The organism is Acanthopleuribacter pedis, assembly GCF_017377855.1.
Classification (GTDB): Bacteria; Acidobacteriota; Holophagae; order Acanthopleuribacterales; family Acanthopleuribacteraceae; genus Acanthopleuribacter; species Acanthopleuribacter pedis.
Genome location: NZ_JAFREP010000008.1, coordinates 268,875 through 291,993, shown reverse-complemented (window position 1 = coordinate 291,993; position 23,119 = coordinate 268,875). Strand labels below are relative to the sequence as shown.

Below are 23,119 nucleotides of genomic sequence, written 5' to 3'. Positions count from 1 at the left end.
GCGAAGTTTCCGAAAAGAGAATTAGTTTACCGAGACGGGGTTCATTTCATTGAATGGGCTAATTTTATGTTACTTGTCGATTTTAATCGGCACCCAACCCAACCTGACCCATGATCCTGTGTGGCGTTACCATCAAAGAGACTGGCAAGAATACCAGGATCGCGAGGCGTGGCACCGCGCGGGGCGCAGTTTGGCCGCCTTGCAGGCCCACGATCCCGTACGCTACCGCGAAGAGGGTTGGGCCTTGCGCGAGGCCGCGCTTGCTGAAAGCCGCCACCACTGGAGCAGCGCCTTACACGCCTATGCCAAGGTTGAAGATCCGGGTGGTGCACTCCTCCGCGAACGCCTCCAATGTTTGCAACGCGCCGACCGCCCCCACGCCATTCTCGCGTTGACCGAACCCAAAAACCTGGTCGTGCCGCGCAAAGACCGCCGCCTGGTCCAAGCCGCCCGCGCCGCGGCGCTGTTGCAACTCGGCCGCGCCGGCGACGCCGAGCCCTTATTGCTCAAATTAACCGCCCCCAAAACACCCACGATCTATCGCCTGGAGGCCTACCACCAACTGGTAGCCATGTATTACGCCTTGGGCGACGCCAAACGCGCCCGTCGTTTCGCCCACGTGGTTCAAGAGAAATGGCCGGGCAGCGACGAGGCGCTGTTCACCATGCGCCTCCAGCGCAAGCACGAACACGGCGATTATCTGGCACGCAAAGAAACATGGACACGGTTCGCCTGGGTCGCCTATCGCAACCGTGACTACACCACCTCGGACCATTTTTTCAGCTTCATCCGCGATAAAGCCGCCGGGGCCGGCGACCGCGACCGGGCCCGCTATTTTTTGGCCTTGACCCACACCAAACGCGAGCGCCCGGAGAAAGCGGTCGTTGCACTGGAACACGCCGCCGCAACCCTTGAAACCAGCAAATACCGTGGTTTAACCTCCTTCCAACTGGCGCGCGCCCTGCTGATGAGTGGCCGAGACCAAGCCGTGCTGGACGAGGTCCGCAAGAAACCCAAGGGCATGCCCAATGACCGCTGGTACCGCGAAAGCTTGCGGCTGGAAATCCTCGCCCTGCGGCGCCTCAACCGCCCGAACGAATTTCGCGATTTGCGCAAACGCATGACCAAAATGGGCGCGGGTACCGACCTCTTCCGTTTCTACTACCGGAATGGGGTAATTTGGGCCCTTCAACGCCGGCAACCCGCGCAGGCGCTTAGCTACCTGGATCGCTACCGCAAGCTCGGCTTAAAGGGCTTTAACGCCATGGAGGCCGATGTTTGGGAGGGGATGATCCGCTGGGAGCAAGGCGCGGAAGAACAGGCGGTCGCACGCTGGTTAAAGGTTGCCAAAAAAGACCCCAACCATTATTTCGGCCTCATTGCCCAGTCCTTCCTGTCCCACGAAATGATGCCCGCTCATTTCACCAGAGAACGCTGGCAACGCTACCAGCGCAACCCCGAGAAAACACCGCTTGGTTTGCTTCAAGAGTTGTTTTTCTTGCTCCCCGAGGGTTCCCAACGCGACCAAATCGCGCGGCGTTTGAGCGCACAACTGCCCGACTTCACCGAGGACATGGAACCCACCGCCCTTTCAGCGAACCACCCCGCCCACCAATGGGCCGAATCCGGCTGGTACCACCTCGCCGCCGAACACCTCAACAAACGCGACGCCGGCGGGGTGACCTACCACTTTTTACGCGCCCATTGGTACGGGCTCGGCCGCCACAGCCACCGCTCCATTTCCCACGCCGAAATTTTGACCAAGTACTATCCGCGCTGGGCACCCCACGAGTTGTTGCCCAAAAAGATTCAAAAGCTCCTTTACCCCATGGCGTATGACAACCTGATCCAGCGCCATGCGGCGGACCGTCAGGTTGATCCTTATCTGCTGCTCGCGATCATTCGCGAGGAAAGCCGCTTTAACCAATTCGCCAAATCAGGGGCCAGCGCCCGCGGTTTAATGCAGTTCATCCCCTCCACCGCCAAAAGCATCGCGGGTCAAATCGAGGGGTTGGAGGACTTTTCCGTCACCCAATTGTACGAACCCCGCACCGCCATCTCCCTCGGCGCCAAGTACGTCCAAAACTTGATGGAAACCTTCGAGGGGCGCTCCATCTTAACCGTCGCCGCGTACAACGCGGGCGAAGGCGCGGTCAACCGCTGGCGCTCGTTCTCCGGGACCGAGAACCCGGTTCATTTCGTTTGGGACGTCACCTACCGCGAAACCAAATTTTATTGCCAAAAGGTCCTGCGCGCCTACCATCACTACAAGCGGGTCTACGAGGACACCTCCGTCATCCAAGCCCCCACCCTGCGCTCCCGCTAGCTCGCATATCTCACAAGGATTCGTCGCGAGAAGCTGAAAACCTTGTGAGTACGAAGGTTACGGCCGAGAGACGGCACAGGGGTCCGACCTATCGGGGTCCGACCTATCGGGGTCCGACCTTTCGGGGTCCGACCACTCGGCTTAGCAGAACTACGGCGAAGGCGGCTCGACCGAGTAATGCGGAAGGCCGCCCCCTCGTAATCGCATGGCTCCCGTAGCAGAATTCCTTGCGAGAAATGCGGGCTAGGAAAACTATGGGGACAGCGGTTCGATCCAACCTTTTTCGGTCAAAGTTTTGGCAGCAAGACCAATCTGGTACTCGGAAAACCGCCGCTTCCTTTCATTCCAGTTATAAGTTTTCTCAATCACGCGCTCTAGACTGGTGACCGACTCTCGGTCCACGACCCAATGCACCGTTGCCAGCAGCTCTAGGCCAAACGGAGACTCAAATCCCGCCACCAGGTCCGAAACCCTCGCAACATGACCACCTGTAGAGGGTAAGTCGGCAAGAAACCGGCGAGATAATTTGATCCCTTCCGGCATTGGGCATAAAGGTTTATAAGGCTTGTCTCCACCGTCCGCACAACCCGTCAACAACCAGCCTTCGATTTCGTTAAGCACGTGGCGAAGATTTTCAGCATAAGGGCCGTAACTTGCTTTTTTAAAAACGAGGTTGAGCGGTTCACCCGCGGCTTGCATAAAGTACAGGAGCTTATGCAGTTCCAGAAGTGAAACGGATGTATCCATAAGTCCGCTCAAATAGCGATCCGCCAACACAACCAGTGCCGCCCGTCCAGGAGTCATCAGCGGTTCTCTCTTGGCCTTAACCTGTTCTTTGGCAGCCGGTGCACCCTTTGGCTCAAAAATCACGACGCGAACCTGCTCAAGCGGCTCAAACGCCTTCAAAATTTCTTCTTTCACGACATCCCACGCCAGACCTCCTAATCCGCACCCGAGCGGAGGAACAGCAATCGAGCGAATATTCCGCTCTTTAACAACCTGAACCAAATCAATCAACCCTGCTTTTACATCATCCAGCCGGCTCTTCCCACGCCAATGCCGCTTGGTCGGGAAATTAAGCAAATAGGCCGGGCTGGTTAACTGCCCGGTCTCAAAAACAAACACGCGTCCCGGCTGGACCATTTTCTGTTTACACGCCTCAGCATAAGCCAAAAAGTTTTCGGGAAAGGCTTTCTTGAATTGCAAAGCAATACCACGTCCCATAACACCGACGCAGTTCACGGTATTCACCAACGCCTCTACATCTTCCCGTAGGAGATCCCCATGCTTAAATTCAATCATCGGCTACCTCCCTTTCAGTAATACCAATTCTGAATGACGCGTATCGTGGGACAAGGCCTTGGGCTGTAAATTTCCAAAACCTGGTCACGCACAAGTTTGCTGTAAACACCAATTCGGGCAATTAGTCCAACGGGGAATGCGCCCTCAAGAAGAAACTCGGCTTGTTTGGCTTCTTTAACGAGCGGATCAGACCAATCCCAACTGGCCACCACACGCCAATCGACGCGTTCCAAATCAGTCAAGTTATTGCTGTCCTCAAAATAGAAAGCGCCCGCATTCGTAAAGGTGAAGGCCCACCGTTTTTGATGGGCGTTGGCCCAACGGACAACGCGTATGAGGCGAGCCTCTAGGTGGATAATGTGTTGTTGCCCACCTTTGTAGGGAAGTTCGAGGTTGTTACCCCGATGAATCAAGTAAAGCATAACGGAGCGAGGACAGAAATAAAAAGGCACACATTCTCCCACATACAACCCAGGATGACACCGGAGTCGGTTTGATTCAAGACGACGCCTTTTAATATTCGAGAAGCCAATCGTGGTTGCTTTTATACCTCGTTGTTGCATCAACGCATCCGACCACAGGAAACCATCGGAAAGAATCGATTTTAAGTTGTCGGTATGAACAATGTGGTAGAGCTTGAGGTTCTCGATTCGCAAAGCACACCTCTTTTCACAACCATTAAACACAAATTGATGCCTCTTGAAGATTTTGTCAACCTCTACACCACGCATTTTCATCAACACGCGCCCATTCGAGACAACACCGACGCAAATCGCGGGGTACCATTTCTGAAACCACCGTGTGAGAATGGCGCCTTGGAACGTCCCTTAGAAGCGCCCCACCCTTCCAATTCCTCGCTAACCCGGTCGGCCCGGGAACCTTTTTCCGGGAGTTTTGCTTGCTTCATTTTCACCAGACCGAATCCACCTTTTTCGTTGACGAAACCCTGCTCCATCCGCCGGAAGGAAGCGGTCCTTTTGTGTTTGCTTATTTCCGAAAACGCGGCCTCAGCACGCAGCGGCTCAAGCAAAAACTCTCGGAAATGACAGGTGTCCCGCTGGCGCACATCGGTCACGCGGGCCTTAAAGATCACCTGAGTACTTCCGGCCAGTGGCTCTCATGGCCCGCGGAAAAACAGCGAAACGCCCCCGCCCAGCGGGGCGAAAACTACGAAATCCTGCGCATCAGCCGCGGCGCGCAGAGCTTGAAACCCGGCTTGGTCGCGGCCAACCACTTTCAGCTCACCCTGATCAGTGACCAACCGCAACAGGATCGCGCCCGTCTGCTACACACCCGCCGTTTCCCCAATTTCTTCGGGCCGCAACGCTTTGGTTCCGCGGTTTACCAGGATCATCTGGATGCCTTCTGGCCACGTCGCGCGCGGAGCAAAGGAAAACGCGCCATGGCCGTTTCCGTGTTGCAGGCCTTTTTGTTTAATCGCTTTTTGCAAAAACGCCTCACCGATTTCCGGCTGGATGAACACGAGCTATGGCAGAAACAGGGCGCCAAGCGCCACTTTCAGGCGACGCTGGAGGAAGCCGAACCGCGTTTTGAGGCGGGCGAAATCAGCCCCTCTGGGCCGATGTTCGGCTACAAAACCACGCTCACGGCCGAGGAAACCGCGTTCCTTGAGCAGCAAGGAAAAAGCAGCGAGGACTTTCGCGAATTCGGCAAGGTGGCCTTGGGCACACGACGCCCCTTGTTTGTCACGGCCGAGGATTGTCGCGTCACGCAAAGCGACGACCATCAGTTACAATGGCACTTTGTTTTGCCATCGGGCGCTTACGCCACGGTTTATTTAGCCTGGCTGCTGCAACAGGCGCGAATGATGCTGCCGATGCGCCACTGGCCCAACTACAGCCGACCCGTTTATTTTAGTGAGGACCCCGCATGGAACAGGCAAGCGACGTCACCTGGAAGCTGATCCCTTTTGAGGACTTAACCGTCCACGAGTTGTACCAAATTACAATCCTGCGCGAACGGGTTTTTGTGGTGGAACAGGATTGTGTTTATTTGGACGCAGACGGCGCCGATCCCGATTGTTTTCACCTTTGTGGTTATCATCAAGATGCGCTGGTCGCATACCTCCGGGTGGTTCCACCGGGACTCAAATACGCGAACGCGGCCAGCGTGGGGCGGGTTGTCACCGCACCGGAAGCACGTGGTATGTCGCTCGGAAAAACCTTGATGAAACAAGGCCTTGAAGCAACCGAGCGGCTTTATCCCCACCACGACATCAAAATCTCCGGCCAATGTTACCTCGAGCGTTTCTACCGCAATCTGGGTTTCGAGGCCCAAGGCGAGACCTACCTCGAGGACGGCATTCCCCATGTCGCAATGTTGCGGCGCCGCACCACCGAGGAAGAGGCTTAATCCCCGGTATAGCCCATGGAGTGGAAGGTCCCGAGCAAACGCGCTTGGGCCTCTTGGGCAATGGCGCTGTCGCCGCCCAAATCGGCGGCCAAACGCCACTGCGCCTCGGCCTCGGTCCGGCCGGCTTGACCACGGTCACTGTAGCTGCCCGCAAACAAATGATAGCGGGCGCGCTGGTAATCGGGCAGGCGCTCAAACGAGGGTGACTTCATGAAAGCAAGCACGGCGCCGGCGTCTTGTTTCAGCGTTTCCCCGCGGCGCAGGATGGGGTGCGCCATCAGTTGCGCCCCGCCCCGTAACAAACGAAGGTTGGGACAGTCGGGCGCGAGCGCCACGGCCTTATCCATCAAACGAAAACCTTCACGAGCAAACTTAAGCCTTTTAAAAACAGTGGGCTTCATATCCAGCGCACGGGCCCCTGTCGCCAGACCAAGGTGCATGGTCAGTTCGGCGTCGCCCGGCGATTTGGCCAAAGCCTCACCAAGGAAACCACAGGCTCGCGCTAAAAAGTCGAAGTTCCGCGATTCGGAAACGGAAAAATAACTGAGTCCCACCTCTACCGTGGCCTTCACATCGGCGGGGTTGTAATGGAGGTGGCGAAGGTCGGCCTCAAGATGGTGTTCAGAACGAGGCGCCACATCAAGTTGAATCAACGCTTGGGGTTGTTGCCCCTCAATAACCCGAAAATAATCGGTAATCGAACATTGGTGGGAAGCCACCGGGGATGCAAAACACACCAGGGAAAGAACCGATAGGGCAACGGTCATTGGATCAACTCCAACCTTTGGGTCGGCCGAGAAGATTCGGCTGTGAAGCAGGCTATCACAGCGGGGCCGAAAAAGGCATTATTTTCTTCAAAAAGGTGGTTCCATTAAACGCTTCACTGTGCTAAGTCACATTTTCCTGATAGCGTTCTTTTTTACGGAGCCCGACGCCGGAACATAGCAAAAAACAGGCCCGAGACCAAAATAAACGGCGTTTTGACACAAAAGATTCAACAAAAGACATCTAAGTGGTTACTTCACGACCTCTTTGGTGCCGCACGATTCGCGCCTCAACATAATAAATCACGTCCTGGGCAATCGAGGTCGAACGGTCGGCAATCCGTTCGAGCGAACGTGAAACGGACAACAGACCCAACTCGGCCATGGTGACCTTGGTTTGGTGGGAGCGGATTTTTTCGGCAATGATGCGGTGATGCTCACCGTGCAATTGATCGACAATGTCATCCATTTCAATCACCTCGCGAGCACGCTGCGCATCCTCCTTGAGCAAGGCGTCAAGGGCCATGCTCAACATTTTCTGGGTAATGCGACCCATCTCATCGAGCTTCATGCCGCTGCGTTCGACGGCCTCTTTGGGAACATAATGAATTTTTTGGGCAATCGATTGGGCAAAATCGCCCATGTGTTCCAATTCGTTATTCACCTTCAGCGCGGAAACAATAAACCGCAGATCACGGGCAACCGGTTGGTAAAGTGCCAAAATTTTCAAACACCGCTCTTCAATTTCAACCTCTAAGCGGTCGATATAATCGTCGCCCAGCGAAACTTCCTCGGCAAGTCGATCTTCGCCTTCTTCTAAACAAAGCAACGCTTTGCCAATGGCATCCTCGACCAAACCGCCCAATTTGGCGATTTCTGTCTTCAGCAAGCTGATCTCGCGGTGGAAGTGAAGTTTCACACATGACTCCTAAGGCGACGACGCGTGCCGTCTTTAAACGGGACTCGTGCGCGGCCGGTTTAACCGAAACGTCCGGTAATATAATCTTCGGTGCGCGTCTGATCCGGCATGGTAAACAAGGTTTCGGTCTCATTGAACTCAACCAAGCCACCGTCCAGCAGGAACGCGGTGTAGTCGGCAACCCGCGACGCCTGTTGCATGTTATGGGTCACCACCACTACGGTATAACGTTCACGTAAATCGTGTATGAGTTTTTCAATTCGGGCGGTTGCAATAGGGTCCAAGGCGGAACAAGGTTCATCCAAAAGCAAGACCTCGGGGTTAATGGCAATCGCACGCGCGATACACAATCGCTGCATCTGTCCACCGGACAGCGACAGCGCGTTGGCCTCGAGCCGATCCTTCACCTCGTCCCACAAGGCGGCGGCCCGCAAACACTGCTCACAGGCCTCGCGCAGCAGGGCACGATCCTTGATCCCGGCAATTTTAAGGCCGTACACGACATTTTCAAGGATGGTCATGGGGAAGGGATTTGATTTTTGGAACACCATGCCGATCCGACGCCGCAAGCCGATCACATCGGTGGAGGATTTATTCACTTCAAGGCCCTCAAGCATGACGGAACCGGTGGTTCGCACGCGGTCGATTAAGTCATTCATCCGATTGAAACAACGCAGCAAGGCGGACTTCCCGCAACCGGAAGGGCCGATTAAGGCGGTAACCCGATTTTTGGGGATGTTCAGGGTGATGTTGTCGAGGATTTGTTTGTTGCCGTAGTAAAGGCTGAGGTTGCTGACTTTCAAGGCAATCGGCAAATCAGCCGGCAATTGGTACACCATCCAGCACCTCCTAAAAAACGTATTCGGTAAATCGTTCCCGCAACTTGGCGCGGAAATACATGGCCACCAAACTCATGGACAACACCAACAACAGCAGGAGCGTGGTGGTGACGTAAGCCAGCGGCAAAGCGGCTTCCACATTGGGCGACTGAAAAGCGGCATCGTAAATATGAAAACCCAGATGCATAAACTTCCGCTCAAAGTGGAAAAAGGGAAACACGTCGTCAATCGGCAGCATGGGTGCCATTTTAACCACACCGACAATCATGATGGGGGCGACTTCGCCGGCCGCGCGGGTAATCGCCAGGATAAAACCGGTCATGATGCCGGGCATCGCCATCGGCAGGGTCACCCGTCGCAAGGTTTGCAGCTTGGTTGCGCCCAAGGCGAGTGAGCCGTCTTTGACGAAACGCGGAACCGAACGCAAACCTTCTTCCGTGCTGACAATGACCACGGGCAAGGTCAGCAGGGCCATGGTTAGGCCGGCCCACAAAACGCCGCCGGTTCCAAAGGTCGGGATGGGCAAACGCTCCGGGAAAAAGGCGCGATCAATCCATCCCCCCAGCCCGTAAACAAAAAAACCGAGGCCGAAAATACCATAAACAATACCGGGAATGGATGCGAGGTTGTGGACCGCAAGCCGCACGGTATTGAGCACCCAACCTTCGCCCGCGTATTCGTGCAGGTAAATGGCGGCAACCACGCCGAAAGGCACACAAAACACGCTCATGAGCAGCACCAGCAGCAAGGTACCGAAAATAACGGGAAATAACCCCCCCTCGGTATTGGATTCACGGGGGTTCTCGCTGATGAGGGCCCAGAACCGGACCAGGTAGAAACCCATCTTTTCGAAAACATTCATTTGGTTCGGCTGATAAAAACGCAAAATGTCGCTCATGGGCACCTCAAGCCGGGTTCCTTCCATGGTTTCAATGACCGCGGTTTTTTGGCGCATTTCACTGAGCAACTGCACGTGTTTGCGGTCCAATTCCAGGTAGGTTTGACGCATGCGCTCTTCTTCTTCCTGGTTGGAGGCGAGGGTATCCCGGCCACGCCCCATTGCCTTAAGTCGCTTCAGGCGAAGGTCTTCCAAACGCAGATTGATCTTGGCCATCTTGAGACCCAGCAAACGCAAGGCCTCTGCTTCCTCAGTCAGCAGCCGCTGATGGCGCGCCGCAAACTGTTCGAGATCGAGGCGAACCACCTCCCCGGAGCCGGAAAGCATCATGCCGCGCAGGTAACCAACGGCGCGTCCATATTCGACGCGTTCAAATACGGTGACTTCCTCGGGGAAGGTGACGGCGGTGACGGCCTCGGGATCAATCCAGGAGAACTCGTGGCCGTAGACCTCGCGGTTGCCGCGAAAGATTCGCCAGCGGCCGTCGCCGCCCGTCTTTCCTTCGATGTGACCCAGTACACTGCGGCCGTCAATCAAGCTGACGGCGACGACGGGTTTTACCCAAAGCGCGGATAAACCGCGGGTGGTTATCACACCCAACAGCAACAGATACAGGAGGAGAACCACACTGGTTGCGGCGGCACAGACCCAAACCAAACCGTCGCCTTGGTAGGGAATCAAACTTTTTGACAACCCCGAGAAAGGAAAACGCCGCAAGACAGAGCCACCCTCGTCACCGCGTTGCCCGCGGCGCCGTTTGTGGCGCCGTCCGCCGTGGCGGGTACCTTCAGCCATAACGGCCTCCTTGGTCCAGGTGATTCGCGTCAATATTCATAATGCCCTCGCTTGATACGCATGCGTAACAAGGCGGCCAGCGTGTTCACCACAAAGGTCACCACCAGCAGGAGTACCGCGGAAAGAATCAACACCCGATAAAGTCGGCTGTCCACGGAAGCCTCGGAAATCTCCACCACCATGTTGGCGGCCAAGCTGCGCATCCCGTTAAGCGGGTTGGCGCTGATAATCGGGGTGTTCCCCGAGGCAATAAGCACAATCATGGTTTCGCCCAAAACCCGGCCAAACCCCATTAGGCCGGCCACAACCATGCCGGGGAAAGCGCGCGGCAAAACGACATACCGCAAGGTTTGCCAACGACTGCTACCGAGCGCGGTGGCGGCGGCAACCAAGGATTTGGGAACCCCGGAAAGTGCATCCTCCGTGACGGTGAAGACCAGGGGAATGACGGCAAGGCCCAGCCCAAAAGCCACCACCAAACTATTGCGCTGCTCCAAACGCACGGAAAAACGTTCGTACAGCCACAGGCTAAAGCTGGGAGAAAAGAAGTGGGATTCCAGGTAGGATCCGAGGTGAAAGGCGCCCCATAGGGCAAGGAAAAAAATCGGCATGCCCCAGAGAAACTCGCGCCCGGTAACGCCGCGCTTGCTTCGCAAAAGCACCAGCAGGGCCAAGCCGATCAAGAGGGGGAACATAATCATCACCCCGACCAGGCCTAGCAAGTCGTCATGCACAATGGGCGAAAACCACATTGCAACAAAAAAGCCGATAACCACGGTTGGCATGGCGGACATCAGCTCGACCCCGGGCTTGATCCACAGGCGCCATTTCGGGTGCATCAAGAAGCTGACATAAATGGCGCAAAGCACGGCCAGGGGAAATGAAAACAACATGCCGAATACCGCGCCTTTGACGCTCCCCCAAATCAGCGGAACCAGACTCAGCTTGGGTTGGAAGCTGCTGGAGGCCGAGGATGACTGCCAGACCCAGGACGGCTCGGGATAACCCTCGTACCAAATTTTGGCAAACAGCGAGCGCCATTGGAACGCCTTCTGCAGATGGGCTAATCGCCACACGTGCAACCTTTGGTCTCCGGTGAGGCCCAAAATCGAAGCGCCCCCTTGCCCTATGTACATTTCCGTCAAGGGGGGCACGTCGTCCCAACGCAACAGCGGTTCGCGACTGATCAAACTGAACAAACGCAACCCTTCCCCCGCGCCGTAAGTGGCAAACACCTTGCCCGCGGGAATCGGCACCACCATGGCGGACCTTCGCGCGGCCCTGTCCATGGTTTGGATGGACACCAGACGCCCGGCCGAGACCCCGGCGGTAAGGTAGTTCCAAACGGAAATGCCGCCCACCCCGTCGACCACGACGCAGGATACGCCGCCCGGCAGGAGCACCAGTTCTTTGACCCCACCCCCGGACACGGCGACGCCGGCTGTCGCCAAAAGTTGCGCCTGCTCTTGGGCAACATCCCAAACAGCGAGTCGGCCTTCGCCGTCACCAAGGTACAAACGCCGTCCCTCCGGGTCCAAGGCCGGTGCGGCGGGCCGCTCACCCAGCGCATCCGGCAGGGCCAAACAGCTTTGGCGCACAACTTCCTGCTCTCGCACCATTTCGCCTTGAACCTGAAAAGGCGAACGCGGTGCGGTGCCACGCAACCACCAATGGTGAACTGAAACCGAGCCGGTATCGTCAAGCTGCACCAGGGTTAACTTTTGCCTGGGTACATAAGCCACCGCAAATCGGTCGACGATTTGAAAGTTATTTTCGGCTTTCACTTCCAAAATGGATTGTGAAACAAAGGTATATCGGCGGGGGCCTTGGCCGGGCCGGCTAAACTCAAATCCGAGTCGGTAGATTTGTAAAACACCGTCCGCCCACAACAAATAGACAAGATCGTCCAAACCCTGCCGCGCGTAAACCAAAGGTACGCGCTCAGCAGAAACATGGGTGCGGCGGGCGGCTAAATCGAGCTGGGACAAACCGGTGTCTTGGCCCAAAAAGGTGTGGCATTGCAGCAAACCGCGCCGGTCAATCGTGAAGACTTGATCCAGGCCGGGGTCGGCTCCCACATGAAGTAGGACTTCCCCCTCCTTGGCAAGCTGAACCCGACCCACGAAGGTTAACGAGGCTTTTTGGAACAGCGGCAGCAACTCAAAAAGTAAGAATCCCACCAGCACAATCAGGCTCAGCAAAACCGACACACCGCCCAGGGTGAAAAACCGGGCCGCGAGTTGATCGCGAAACATGGGGGATGTGCGTGGTTGAACCATAAAAGGGTGCTCCGAGCCGGCTGGATAAACGATTAAAAAGCGCGGCGATAGGTATTGGCCACATCGCGCGGCAAGGGAATGTAACCACTTTTGACCACGATGCGCTGACCTTCATACGACAGGATGAACTGGACAAATTCCTCCACCACGGCGGGCAACATTTCCGACGGTGGTTTGACAACATAAATATAGAGCGCACGACCCAGCGGATATTCACCGTCGACAACCCGGTGCGCCACCGGTGCCACGGCGGGCAACCCCTGATCCTTGGAAACGTGGAGGGCGCGAACGCCCTCGGCGCGATAGCCGATGCCGGCATAACCCATGGACGCGGGCTCGAGCGATACAGAGAGCACGACGGCGGCCGAGCCTGGCAATTCCTTCACCCTCGGTTGAAAATCGCCACCGAACAGCGCCGCCATTTTGAAGAAACCATAGGTACCGCTGGCTGAATTGCGACCGTACAAACTCAGGGGATAACGCCCCAACACACCGGTTACCCCCAGATCGCTCCAGGTTTCCAATCGGCGGTCAAGGCCGCCGCGATGGGTCACCGAAAAAGCAGCGTCGAGTTCGGGCAAGGAAATGGAAACAAGCGGGTTCTGGTTGTGAACGTAAATCGCAAGCGCGTCGAGCGCAACGGGAATCGCGGTGGGAAGAAAGCCCATTTTTTGGCGAAAAGCATCGAGTTCGTCCTTGCTCATCAAGCGGGACATCGGTCCGATTTGCGCAACACCTTCCATGAGGGCGGGCGGCGCGGTACTGGAGCCCTTGCCCTCCACCTGAAAATTGACACTGGGATAGCGACGGCGAAAACCCTCGCCCCAAAGCGCCATAAGGTTGTTAAGGGTGTCGGAACCCACGCTGTTCACGCTTCCTGAAATCCCGCTACGACGCTGGTAACGGGGAAAATCATCCAAGGCGTCAAGCAAGGTGAACTCTTGGGCGATCAACGGCACGATCACCATCCAAAACACCCACAACAGACGGCACCAACGGCGTGCCGGCGGTAGAGATAAGCGATGGTTAGCTGTCACGGTATGCTCCGCGGGTGTTCCCGGCCCAACCTCGAGAGGAACGGATCCAACCGGACCGTTACAGGAGTGGGGTTCAGACGTGATACACATGAGGCTCAAACCTAAGAGGCGCGATGAGAGCGAGGGATTTTGGCTAAAGATCTGGAGCGAAATGGCTTGAAAAAAGCGGACCGGGGCCGCGCACGACCGCACCCTCTGGGTGCGGTGAGCATTTTTGCGGGCCGTTGCAGCCCAGAGGTTTAGCTAAAATTTCCGCGAGTTATCGCGCTTCTTAGGTCAGAAGGCATGCACCCATGCGAACGCATCAATGGGACGACCACCGCGTACGGAAGGCACACACCGAAACCTTCCTCGTGTGCGAAACACCTTTGTACCAGGGGTTTGTTAGCCTTTGATGAGAGCTAAAGCGGCCATGCACGCGGTTTGCCCGCTTTTCTCACCCACGGTTGACATGGTCACAAGCAGCCGATCCGACCGCCCCCGTGCGTCAAAGACACGATTCCCCGCGCGAACCCGAACCCTAAGCGAAGAGTCCACCGCGGCTAAAAGTAGCGATCCACCAAATCGCGGGTCAATAGCAACACCTTCTTCTCACCGGCCTGCTTCACCAAATAATGATCGTGAGGGTCAAACTCAATACCGCGCATGATGCGTTTGAAAACCATGCGCAGCGCACGCGCGCCCAGACGGTGGTTGTCGTAAGCGTGCTCGGCAATGCGTTGAACCGCTTCCTTAGAAGCTTGCAACTCAATCCCGAGGCTGGCAAAGTAACGCCGCGCCTCGCGAAACAAGGAGTTGGGCGGATCGACAAAAATACGCATCAACCCTTTTATCGTGAGATCGTTCAACACAATTACCTCGTCGAAACGACCCAAAAACTGCGGGGTCATGCCGTACTCGAACATATCCTCGTAGCGTACGTAATCATTGAGTGAAAAGTGGATTTTTTGCTCCATATCTTCTTGGCTTTCGGTGACGACGTATTCCTGAATCAACTTATCGCGTGTCTCCCCACCGGCCACGCGACGGTAAACCATGTCGTACAAACCCTCGAAAGCACCGCCGCAAATGAACAGAATGCGTCCGGTATCGATAGGGACCTTGTGTTGATCAAACCCGCCCTGTTCGTTGCGAACCGACAACGGTAAACTCACCCCTTCCCCTTCAATCAGGGTCAGCAGTGATTCCTGGGCCAAAATACCGCGGGGATTCGGTTTATCACCCACGTAGGCACGTATTTTGTCGACCTCGTCCAAAAAAACAACCGCGTTTTCGATCAAATCACGAAACTGATCCACGTTGGGGCTGCTCCCCATGAGCTTGTGGGCGTTTTGGGCCAGACGCGCCAAAATCACACTCGACTCGAGATCGGTCGACTCGTCATTCGACACGATGTTGGCGTTTAAGCGAATCGTATTTTGGTGGCCGATCGCGGCCCCGTGCTCGGAAAACAAGCGCTCGATACTTCGCATGATGGTGGTTTTGCCGGTTCCACTGTTGCCGATCAACATAATGTTGCCGACCTTAATGTGCTGTAAGTGCTTGTACAGCGCAACAGAGATTTGTTCCAGGGCGACCGCCTGGTCGACAACGTCGCGCCCCAATTGGGCGTGAATGGCTTTGGGCGAATCCAATGTAACGGTCATCCTATCCTCGCTAAGGGTTGTTCTAACGGATTTGACGGTACGAACCCGGGGCCCGTTCGCGCAGCTCGCGCAGGGAAACCACCGCGTGTCGGTCGCCGACCAGCGTGTAAACACCCACCAGCGCGCCTTGTTCATCAAAAGCAGGCGCCCCGCGACCACGAGGACCTAAGCCACCGTCTAAGGTCCAAAAATTGATTTCAAAACTGTTGGCGACGGCATTATCGACGCGAACTTCCAGCAAATCCTCGAAACCATCGTCTTGCAGGAGAAACAGCTTGGTCCCCAAGTCAAGACTGACGTTAAAGTCGCGTTTGGTATCGGCGAGCCCTTCGCCACCGCTGTATTGCAACAAGGTCAGTCCGAACTCGGGCAAAGCTTCCACCTGTGAACAAGGGGTCCAACGACCGTCGGCCAGCATCACCTCGGGCTGAATAAACACCATCTTTTGCTCGAGACTACCGGAACCGGCGACGTTGCGTTTTTCGGTTCGAAAGGCGGCGTCAACCAAATCACTGGGCACCAAAAACCGGCCGTCGGCGCCAATTAAAGCGCCCTTGGCCTGGTTACCTTCAACCCGAACGGAAAGGGTCGCCCGCCGCGCGTGTTCCAAAATATCGCGCTTGGGCAAAACAGCGCGGTCCTTGGGTCGCGGCACGGTTGATTCAGCCTGCCAAGCCTCCGTTAAATCCCGTTGCTCCTGGGTGGTACTCAGGGCCTCCATCAAAGCCGTGGTCTGGCTGTCGGCGGATTCGGCGGATTGGCGCGGTGTCCCGTCGCGGTTCACACGGTTGAGATCCACCACCGGCACGACCGGTTTGGGCGGCTCCCAAATCATATCCACCAAGGACTGACCAAAAAGCAACGTCAGCGCAAAAATAAAGGCACCAACCCCTGGCAAGGCCCACCAATATTGGCCACGCGGTAATTCCGTCGCTTCTTTTTGGTGGAGGACGACGCCGGATCGGCGCAGCCACGCGGCAATCCGATGCCAACGTGCCGCTTGATCACGCCCAATCGTCACCCCGGACAAGCCGGACCGCACGGTTAACGCAAGCGGAAAGCGACACTCGTGGCATTCCTCTTCACCACTTTCGCATTCAGCACCGCATTCAGGGCAAAACCGCATCAGCATCTCCTTGAGTCGTTATGGGAGGGGGTCCCGGGGTACGCTGGTTTCGATAATAACAAAGGGTCAGGTAAGAAAAAGAAAGGAACATGGTCAGCAGGAACACCATCACGGGTTTAAAAAAAGGCCGCTCGGAAAAGGCAACCGGACCCTTCGGTACCTCGGCGGCGGCTGTCAATCGCGCGCGCGAAGGCGCCTGTTTGGGTGGCGCGGACGCCGGATCGGCCGCCCCGGCCAAAAGGTTTTCGAGCGAAGCGTCGCGGCGCGGCGCGGCGGGTGGCGGCGAGGCCGGCGCCACCGTCTCGGTAAATTGATTGTCGCCTTCAACAATCATCGGGGCGGTTCGCGCGGCCGCTAAAGGAGACGCGGTCTCGGCTGACTCTCGACGGCTTTCACCACGCGCAACATCACCAACCATCGGCGTACTGCCGAAAAGCGGCACCTCAGGCAACTCCGGCTGAGCGGACGTGGCACGGCTGCCGACCCCCGTCTCCTCATCGACAATCATCGGCATGCTGTGAAACGGGTCATTCGACTCAAGCGGCTCCGGTACGGTCGGTGTCACCGAGGCCGTGGGTTGGTCCCAGGCCGGGGTCGGCGCTTCCTCCCAATCGGGCGCGTCGTCCTCATCGACCAGGTAAACCGAGGCCTCGTTGGGATCGAAGGCGGTGTCGGCGAGATCGGGCTCTTCCACAATTACCGGTACCGTGCGGGGCAAGCCCTCGTTTTCTTCGAACAAGATCAGCGACGCATCAGCCGAATCGTCGCTTTCGACAGGCATAACCACCGTTTTGGCCGACCTTTCTCCGGCGGTTTCCACCGGGCGCGTGCTTTCGGCCGGCTCGGCGGGCGCGGGGTTATGCTGGTGCAGGTCTAAATCAACCACCCAATCCAGCCGCCGCAGATGTTTGCCCTCGGGATCGAATTGCCAGTAGGTATCCGGCAACCAACAGTGCCCGCCGTGGGTGAGAAAGGATTCGGGAATGGGGTTCTGCATCAGGGATTGCATCAAGGCGACAAACGCGCGTCGGCGCGCTTCGTCCAGTGATTCGTCACGTGGAACGACGCGCCAAAAGAAGTGATCCCCACAAATGGGACACTGGTCGACGGGGTCGGACATTGACATGGCGCAAGCGCCGCATTGATAAGTGCGCTTCATGGCCCCTCCATCCCAGGATTCGCGACATCCCCTGCCGGGCATCGCCGGCGAGCCGAACAATGTCGCAAAGCCTACCTAAAACAAACCGGTTCTGGCTGTAGTTTCAATCACCGGCAAAGGTTCTGACAAGGACAAATCCGGGTATCGGCCGGGTTTTGCCGCAAAAGGGACGCGCGCTTAAGCTACAATGAGTTTGGCATCATCTCTGCTTATTTCAATTTAATTCACGCCCCGAACCTTCCGCGCATGAGGCACCATGACCCAGCCCCTCCACCAAGCCGTCAAACAATTCGAGACGACCTACCCCCCGCAACTGAAGCGCTGGGCGCTGCATATGGAGGCCGAGGAGTTGGAACGGGTGACCGAGTTTTTAGCCGCGGCCCAAAAGGAAAGCGAACGCATTAGCGCCTTATTGCGCAAGGCCGACGAACCCCGCTTACAAGCGCGCTGGCAGAGCGTGCTCAAACTGACGCTCAGCCTTTGTGATCCGGTGGCCAGACGGTTGGATCAGATCCAAAAGGAAGCGGATGTTGCGCGCCGGATTTTGCACAAAGGGCAGGTCGGATTGACGGGTTATCGACAAAATTTAGGCAACAAACGATTATTTCTAGACTCACAAGCCTAATATTTCATGCAGATTGATGGTCTTATTCACCAAATCCCATAAAATTTGCTCATGCTCGGGTTTCGCCACGTCGATAAGAGGATTGTAGGTCAAGGAAGGCCTACGTCTGGTCACTAAGGATAGTGGCCTCGACAATCAGGGAGGATAATCATGGCTTCGATCCTGAATAACGTCCCTGCCATTTCTGCGCAACGCAATTTGGCGGGGTCGCAACGGGGCTTAAACGATACGATCAACCGGCTCTCAACCGGTTTACGTATCAACAAAGCCTCTGACGACGCAGCTGGCCTGCAAATCTCTAACAACTTACGCGCCGACATCCGCATTCTCGGTCAAGCTGAACGGAATGCCCAAGATGCAATTGGTCGTTTGTCCGTTGTTGACGGGATTTCGACTGAGGCTGTCAACCTACTCACCCGTGCAGCGGAACTGTCTGAACAGGCCGCTTCCGGTACAACCTCGTCCGCGGGTCGTGTGGCCCTGAACTCCGAATTCACGGAGATCAAGACCGCACTGGATGCGCTGCAAACCAACGTCCGTTTCGACGGCACCTCGGTTTTCGGTCGTTCCTTCACGGCTCGGGTCGGTGAACTCAGTTCAGAAACCGTCACGGTCTCAAGTTTTAACATCGACTCCGCGTCTTTGGGCGTGGCTTCGACTTCCAACTTGCTGACCTCCAACAGTGCTTCTACCGCATTGAGCCAAGTCACATCGGCCATCGAGAACGTTTCGTCGTTCCTCGGTACGGTTGGTGCAAAATCACAACGTCTCAACACGATTGTGAACGCGCTTAGTCTCACGCGGGAAAATATCACCGCTGCTGAAAGTCAGATTCGGGATGCCGACGTTGCGTCGGAGGTCGTTAACTTGACCAAGTTCCAGATTCTGAACCAGTCCGGTGTCTCGGCTTTGGCTCAGGCCAACCAGTCCGCTCAGTCCGTTCTGTCCTTGCTCGGTTAACGTTAAGGCGCAAGCCGCCTAGCGATAACCAAATAGAACGGCATTGAGAAAGGGAGGTGATGACTTTGTTAACCGACACCTTAAGTGCCGCCGTCTCGGCGAGCACAACGGGACCAGCCTCGGCCAAGCAAACGACGTCATCTCCTTTCTCCGCCGAGTCGCCGCCCAAGCAACCCGCTCAGGTCGGCGACTTGATTCAGGAGGAAGGCGCACCGTCGTTAACCGCGCCCCCGAACACAACACAATCGGGGAGCGACCGTCGCCCAACCAACGGCGACGATTCCGAGGCGCCCAATTCAGCGTTCATTGAATCACTACAAAATGAACTGATTGAACAAGAAGCACAACGACGCGAAGACCTTAACGCGCAACGTGACGAAACATTTAAGCGCAACTTAAAACTGTCATTCACCGTGGATGAGGAAACGGGAACCAATGTGTTCCAACTCATTGATGAAGAGACCGGCGAAACGGTTAGACGCTATCCGCCGGAGGAATTCCTCAACTTCATCAAAAACTTCAAAGATGTTTCGGGATTGATCCTCCGCGAGGATGCCTGAAACAAGCGAAAAAACCGACAACGCTCCCCCAAGAAAACGACCCCGCCCCGGCGGGCGAGAACAAAGGGTTCGCGCTTGTCGGTTTTTTTGCGTTTAAATTCCGGGTCGGCGAAGACCCCCCCGCGCAACACAACCTTTCTGCCGGGCACTTTTTACCCCGGAACAACCGATAAGGCAGCTTTTGCGTGGCCGCCGCGGGGAAACTTAGCCCGCTTTTCCCACAAGGAATTCTGCAACGAAGCCTTGTGAGAAATACGCGTTAGGAACGACGACAAGCCCGTTTGGCGGGGCGTCAGGGAGGCTTCGAACCCTTCCCGGCGAGGTAAAAACCACACCACCTCCCAAAAAACAAACGACACAAGCACATCATTTCAAACAACTTAAACCCCAAAAAGCGGCTCGATCAAATTTTTCGTTAATGTTTCGCAGCAGGCACGACGATGAGCATGGTGTAGGTTAAGGATGACCTACATCGGCTACCAAGGATGGTGGCCTTGCAAATCAGGGAGGATTATCATGGCTTCTATTTTGAACAATGTTCCGGCTATTTCTGCACAACGCAATCTTGCTAATTCACAACGTGGACTGAACGACACCATTAACCGACTCTCTACCGGTCTGCGGATCAACAAAGCGGCTGACGATGCCGCCGGTCTGCAAATTTCCAACAACTTGAGAGCGGATATCCGCATTTTGGGCCAGGCAGAACGCAACGCCTCCGACGCGGTAGGTCGCTTGTCCGTTGTCGACGGTGTTTCGACTGAAGCAGTCAACATCTTAACCCGCGCCGCCGAGTTATCGGAACAGGCCGCTTCCGGCACCACTTCTTCCGCCGGTCGCGTTGCACTGGACGCGGAATTCACTGAAATCAAAGCCGCGCTTGACGCGCTGCAAACCAACGTCCGTTTTGACGGTACCTCGGTTTTCGGCCGCTCTTTCTCCGCGCGGGTCGGCGAGTTCGCCACGGAAGTCGTCGCCGTGTCTTCTTTCAACATCAACACGACGTCACTGGGCATCAGCGCCACGGGTAACCTGCTCACCTCGGGTGCGGCTTCCACCGCGCTGAGCCAAGTCACCTCCGCCATCGAAAACGTCTCCTCCTTTTTGGGTACGGTTGGTGCGAAGTCCCAACGGCTCAACACCATCATCAACGCGCTGAGCTTAACCCGCGAAAACATCACCGCGGCAGACAGCCAAATCCGCGACGCCGACGTCGCCTCTGAAGTTGTCAATTTGACCAAGTTCCAAATCCTGAACCAGTCCGGTGTTTCGGCCTTGTCTCAGGCGAACCAGTCCGCTCAGTCCGTCCTGTCATTGCTCGGCTAAGACCTCTAAAAAAGCGCCGCGCCCGCTCGGGCGAGGCGCTTCAAAGCGGTGACAGTAGGTTTTTCGGCATACCTTTTGCAAAACCAGTTATGCACCCGTTACCGCTCGGTCGAACAAACCCAACACAACCCGCGCTTTCGCGGGTCCCATCGGACAGGATTTCATTATGTCAGGTATTCAGTTTAACGGTCTCGCCACCGGCCTCGATTACGAGGCACTTAAAGACGCGCTCCTCGCGCGTTACCAACGTCGCGCGGACAAAATTAGCACCAATATTGTCGAGCAGAACCAAACCAAAGGCGGCTTGTCCGACCTCAAGCGGGTCCTCGGCACCTTTGGCAACATTTCCGAAAAACTGGATTCCGACGTTTTCGAAAAACGCATCGTTGAGTCATCCGACGAAAAAATCTTCACCGCGAACGCCATCAACAGCGACGCGGCCAACGGCGAATACGAACTTACCGTCAGCCAATTGGCATCCAACTCGGTCGCCACCATCGGCACGGCCCAAACGTCGGCCAACGACGTTATCGGCGCGGGTACCTTTAATATAGAGACGGCAAACGGCTCGTCCTACAACGTCAATTTAACCGACGCCGGCTCGACCCTGGCCGATTTACGCCAAGCGATTAACGATCAGCACGGCGAAAATCTCAACGCCAACATCATCGAAGTCCAATCGGGCAGTTTTCAACTGGTCGTTTCAACGGCCGAAAGCGGTGCCGACAACAACATCATCGTCGGCGCGGGTCAATCCGAGATCACCGGATTCGACGCGGGTTTCTTGGGCGGCGGCGTGGTCAACGAACGCACCGGCCTCAACGCAATTTTCGAAGTTGACGGCATCCAAATCCAGCGCTCCTCCAATGAAGTCACCGACGTGATCGACGGCATCACCCTAACGCTGAGAAACACCTCGGAAGTAAACACCAAACAATCCCTGCGCGTCGCCAACGATTTCGACGGCATGATCGCGGGCGCCAAAGAGTTTTTAGCGGGTTACAACGATGTTTTAACCCAAATCGGCAACCTGACCAACGCCGAGGCCGGCGGGGTACTCTCCGGCGACTCCAGCATCCTCGACTTAGGGAACCAATTGCGCTCGCTGATCAGCCGCGCCATTCCCAACGCCGAAAACCTCAACCGCCGCGACGACGGCTCCATCGGCTTCACCGCCCTTTCGCAAATCGGCTTCAAAAGCGACAGCGAAACGGGCCAGCTCAGCCTAGACGAAACCAAGTTCAAAGAGGCGCTGACCGACAACTTTTCCGAGGTCAAAAACCTCTTTCTCGGAAGCTCCACCTCATCGAACGCCAACGTCAACCTGGTTTCCGATTTTGCCGACACCCCGTTTTCAGGATCGATCAACCTGGACACCATCAACGACACCGCCACCGTCGACGGAACCACCTACAACCTGAACCGCACCGCCAACGCGCTTTCGTTTCAATCAGGTAGCCCCTACGAAGGCCTTTCTTTTTTCGCGGGCGCCTCGGTAGCCTCCGTCGACATCGAAGTCTCGGCGGGCCTCGGTAAACTCATTGAGAACCTGTCGGATACCTACGCCGGCTTCTCGGGCATTTTCGACGACCGCACCGAATCGATCGACAACCGAAACCGCCAACTCGAACGCGACCTGGATCGCGCCAACACGCGGGTCGACGACGAACGCGCGCGCCTGGACCGCATTTTCGCACGCGCTGAAACAGCCGTGAGCCAACTCCAAGGCCTCCAAAGCAGCCTCGGCGCCCAAACAATCGCGCGCTAAGAAAACACCCGAAAACCCGAGGCGCCGACTTGGAACAGACCTCAGAAAAAGCAGGTGTGCCCACGAAGCCGGCGCGCGGGCCTAGGTGTCGCCACAATCAAGTAAACGACTTATTAGCAGACACTTAAAAAACCAGCGCACACCAATCGCACTTCTCAAAGGGCGCGTTTTTCGGCCGTCTCAGCTTTTTTGAGATTATCTGACCTCTCGTTTGGGTTCTGTTGTATACTAACCCGAATGATTGTGGTATCCCCACTGTAAGCCACCGAGATCACGTTTGCGTGTCGCTACCCATGGGTTCCACCTAGGTGTTTAGGTGAAGTCGCGGTGGTTGTTTTGTAATGCGTTTCGACACAGTGGCGGCCGCGGTCAAAATTTAAGATTTGATTTACAGTGAATGAATAACAAAAATTTCGA

Annotated in this window: 19 protein-coding genes and 1 pseudogene; 9 read left to right on the top strand and 11 right to left on the bottom strand. The window is 56.1% G+C overall.

Annotated elements, in window-relative coordinates; genetic code table 11:
* The first annotated feature begins 49 nt into the window (after positions 1-49).
* Positions 50-2,326, top strand: a complete 2,277-nt coding sequence (locus tag J3U88_RS11765) for a lytic transglycosylase domain-containing protein (protein WP_207858953.1) — start codon at positions 50-52, stop codon at positions 2,324-2,326.
* Positions 2,327-2,405: 79 nt separating this feature from the next.
* Positions 2,406-2,471: pseudogene (locus tag J3U88_RS35305) on the top strand (pentapeptide repeat-containing protein); the annotation flags it as partial.
* Positions 2,472-2,578: 107 nt separating this feature from the next.
* Here the strand turns inward: J3U88_RS35305 and darG are convergent.
* Positions 2,579-3,628, bottom strand: a complete 1,050-nt coding sequence (gene darG, locus J3U88_RS11760; protein ID WP_207858952.1) for a type II toxin-antitoxin system antitoxin DNA ADP-ribosyl glycohydrolase DarG — start codon at positions 3,626-3,628, stop codon at positions 2,579-2,581.
* Positions 3,629-3,642: 14 nt separating this feature from the next.
* Positions 3,643-4,284, bottom strand: a complete 642-nt coding sequence (darT, locus tag J3U88_RS11755) for a type II toxin-antitoxin system toxin DNA ADP-ribosyl transferase DarT (protein ID WP_207858951.1) — start codon at positions 4,282-4,284, stop codon at positions 3,643-3,645.
* A 242-nt stretch (positions 4,285-4,526) separates the two neighbouring features.
* Between darT and truD the strand changes: the two genes are divergently transcribed.
* Positions 4,527-5,552 (top strand): tRNA pseudouridine(13) synthase TruD, encoded by a 1,026-nt coding sequence (gene truD / locus J3U88_RS11750; RefSeq protein ID WP_207858950.1) that lies wholly within the window; start codon positions 4,527-4,529, stop codon positions 5,550-5,552.
* On the top strand, positions 5,519-6,001 hold the full coding sequence (locus J3U88_RS11745; protein WP_207858949.1) for a GNAT family N-acetyltransferase: 483 nt from the start codon (positions 5,519-5,521) through the stop codon (positions 5,999-6,001). The genes truD and J3U88_RS11745 overlap by 34 nt, the downstream gene beginning before the upstream one ends.
* On the opposite strand, the gene J3U88_RS11740 is transcribed toward J3U88_RS11745, so the two are convergent.
* From J3U88_RS11740 to J3U88_RS11700, 9 genes are all read right to left on the bottom strand, one after another.
* Positions 5,998-6,768 carry a tetratricopeptide repeat protein gene (locus J3U88_RS11740; protein WP_207858948.1) on the bottom strand — a complete coding sequence of 257 codons (771 nt, stop codon included), beginning with the start codon at positions 6,766-6,768 and terminating at the stop codon, positions 5,998-6,000. The genes J3U88_RS11745 and J3U88_RS11740 overlap by 4 nt on opposite strands.
* 241 nt (positions 6,769-7,009) lie before the next feature.
* Complete coding sequence (gene phoU, locus J3U88_RS11735) at positions 7,010-7,684, bottom strand: phosphate signaling complex protein PhoU (protein ID WP_207858947.1); 675 nt, start codon at positions 7,682-7,684, stop codon at positions 7,010-7,012.
* A gap of 59 nt (positions 7,685-7,743) precedes the next feature.
* Positions 7,744-8,523: a phosphate ABC transporter ATP-binding protein PstB gene (gene pstB / locus J3U88_RS11730; RefSeq protein WP_207858946.1), complete on the bottom strand. Its 780-nt coding sequence runs from the start codon at positions 8,521-8,523 to the stop codon at positions 7,744-7,746.
* Between the two features lie 10 nt (positions 8,524-8,533).
* Positions 8,534-10,216, bottom strand: a complete 1,683-nt coding sequence (gene pstA, locus J3U88_RS11725) for a phosphate ABC transporter permease PstA (RefSeq protein ID WP_207858945.1) — start codon at positions 10,214-10,216, stop codon at positions 8,534-8,536.
* A 29-nt stretch (positions 10,217-10,245) separates the two neighbouring features.
* Positions 10,246-12,495 (bottom strand): ABC transporter permease subunit, encoded by a 2,250-nt coding sequence (locus tag J3U88_RS11720; RefSeq protein ID WP_207858944.1) that lies wholly within the window; start codon positions 12,493-12,495, stop codon positions 10,246-10,248.
* 32 nt (positions 12,496-12,527) lie between these two features.
* Positions 12,528-13,532, bottom strand: coding sequence for a PstS family phosphate ABC transporter substrate-binding protein (locus tag J3U88_RS11715; protein WP_341535180.1), 1,005 nt, complete (start codon positions 13,530-13,532; stop codon positions 12,528-12,530).
* Positions 13,533-14,074: 542 nt separating this feature from the next.
* On the bottom strand, positions 14,075-15,178 hold the full coding sequence (locus J3U88_RS11710) for an AAA family ATPase (protein ID WP_207858943.1): 1,104 nt from the start codon (positions 15,176-15,178) through the stop codon (positions 14,075-14,077).
* A gap of 22 nt (positions 15,179-15,200) precedes the next feature.
* Positions 15,201-16,304 carry a zinc ribbon domain-containing protein gene (locus J3U88_RS11705; protein ID WP_207858942.1) on the bottom strand — a complete coding sequence of 368 codons (1,104 nt, stop codon included), beginning with the start codon at positions 16,302-16,304 and terminating at the stop codon, positions 15,201-15,203.
* Positions 16,288-17,463, bottom strand: coding sequence for a hypothetical protein (locus tag J3U88_RS11700; RefSeq protein ID WP_207858941.1), 1,176 nt, complete (start codon positions 17,461-17,463; stop codon positions 16,288-16,290). The genes J3U88_RS11705 and J3U88_RS11700 overlap by 17 nt, the downstream gene beginning before the upstream one ends.
* Before the next feature lie 256 nt (positions 17,464-17,719).
* Here J3U88_RS11700 and J3U88_RS11695 point away from each other — a divergent pair, with 256 nt between their 5' ends.
* From J3U88_RS11695 to fliD, 5 genes are all read left to right on the top strand, one after another.
* Positions 17,720-18,088, top strand: a complete 369-nt coding sequence (locus J3U88_RS11695) for a hypothetical protein (RefSeq protein WP_207858940.1) — start codon at positions 17,720-17,722, stop codon at positions 18,086-18,088.
* Positions 18,089-18,238: 150 nt separating this feature from the next.
* A complete protein-coding gene (locus tag J3U88_RS11690; protein WP_207858939.1) occupies positions 18,239-19,048 on the top strand; it encodes a flagellin in 810 nt (269 codons plus the stop codon).
* 59 nt (positions 19,049-19,107) lie between these two features.
* Complete coding sequence (locus J3U88_RS11685; RefSeq protein WP_207858938.1) at positions 19,108-19,608, top strand: flagellar protein FlaG; 501 nt, start codon at positions 19,108-19,110, stop codon at positions 19,606-19,608.
* Between the two features lie 516 nt (positions 19,609-20,124).
* A complete protein-coding gene (locus J3U88_RS11680; RefSeq protein ID WP_207858937.1) occupies positions 20,125-20,934 on the top strand; it encodes a flagellin in 810 nt (269 codons plus the stop codon).
* Positions 20,935-21,100: 166 nt separating this feature from the next.
* Positions 21,101-22,702 (top strand): flagellar filament capping protein FliD, encoded by a 1,602-nt coding sequence (gene fliD, locus J3U88_RS11675; RefSeq protein WP_207858936.1) that lies wholly within the window; start codon positions 21,101-21,103, stop codon positions 22,700-22,702.
* The last annotated feature ends 417 nt before the right edge of the window (positions 22,703-23,119 follow it).

Bases quoted from the DNA above. Each gene is read 5' to 3' on its own strand.
- J3U88_RS11745 (WP_207858949.1), top strand. From the start codon at position 5,519: ATGGAACAGGCAAGCGACGTCACCTGGAAGCTGATCCCTTTTGAGGAC.
- J3U88_RS11690 (WP_207858939.1), top strand. From the start codon at position 18,239: ATGGCTTCGATCCTGAATAACGTCCCTGCCATTTCTGCGCAACGCAAT.
- J3U88_RS11700 (WP_207858941.1), bottom strand. From the start codon at position 17,463: ATGAAGCGCACTTATCAATGCGGCGCTTGCGCCATGTCAATGTCCGAC.
- J3U88_RS11710 (WP_207858943.1), bottom strand. From the start codon at position 15,178: ATGACCGTTACATTGGATTCGCCCAAAGCCATTCACGCCCAATTGGGG.
- pstA (WP_207858945.1), bottom strand. From the start codon at position 10,216: ATGGCTGAAGGTACCCGCCACGGCGGACGGCGCCACAAACGGCGCCGC.
- J3U88_RS11720 (WP_207858944.1), bottom strand. From the start codon at position 12,495: ATGGTTCAACCACGCACATCCCCCATGTTTCGCGATCAACTCGCGGCC.
- pstB (WP_207858946.1), bottom strand. From the start codon at position 8,523: ATGGTGTACCAATTGCCGGCTGATTTGCCGATTGCCTTGAAAGTCAGC.
- J3U88_RS11695 (WP_207858940.1), top strand. From the start codon at position 17,720: ATGACCCAGCCCCTCCACCAAGCCGTCAAACAATTCGAGACGACCTAC.
- J3U88_RS11680 (WP_207858937.1), top strand. From the start codon at position 20,125: ATGGCTTCTATTTTGAACAATGTTCCGGCTATTTCTGCACAACGCAAT.
- fliD (WP_207858936.1), top strand. From the start codon at position 21,101: ATGTCAGGTATTCAGTTTAACGGTCTCGCCACCGGCCTCGATTACGAG.
- J3U88_RS11685 (WP_207858938.1), top strand. From the start codon at position 19,108: ATGACTTTGTTAACCGACACCTTAAGTGCCGCCGTCTCGGCGAGCACA.
- darG (WP_207858952.1), bottom strand. From the start codon at position 3,628: ATGATTGAATTTAAGCATGGGGATCTCCTACGGGAAGATGTAGAGGCG.
- J3U88_RS11740 (WP_207858948.1), bottom strand. From the start codon at position 6,768: ATGACCGTTGCCCTATCGGTTCTTTCCCTGGTGTGTTTTGCATCCCCG.
- J3U88_RS11705 (WP_207858942.1), bottom strand. From the start codon at position 16,304: ATGCGGTTTTGCCCTGAATGCGGTGCTGAATGCGAAAGTGGTGAAGAG.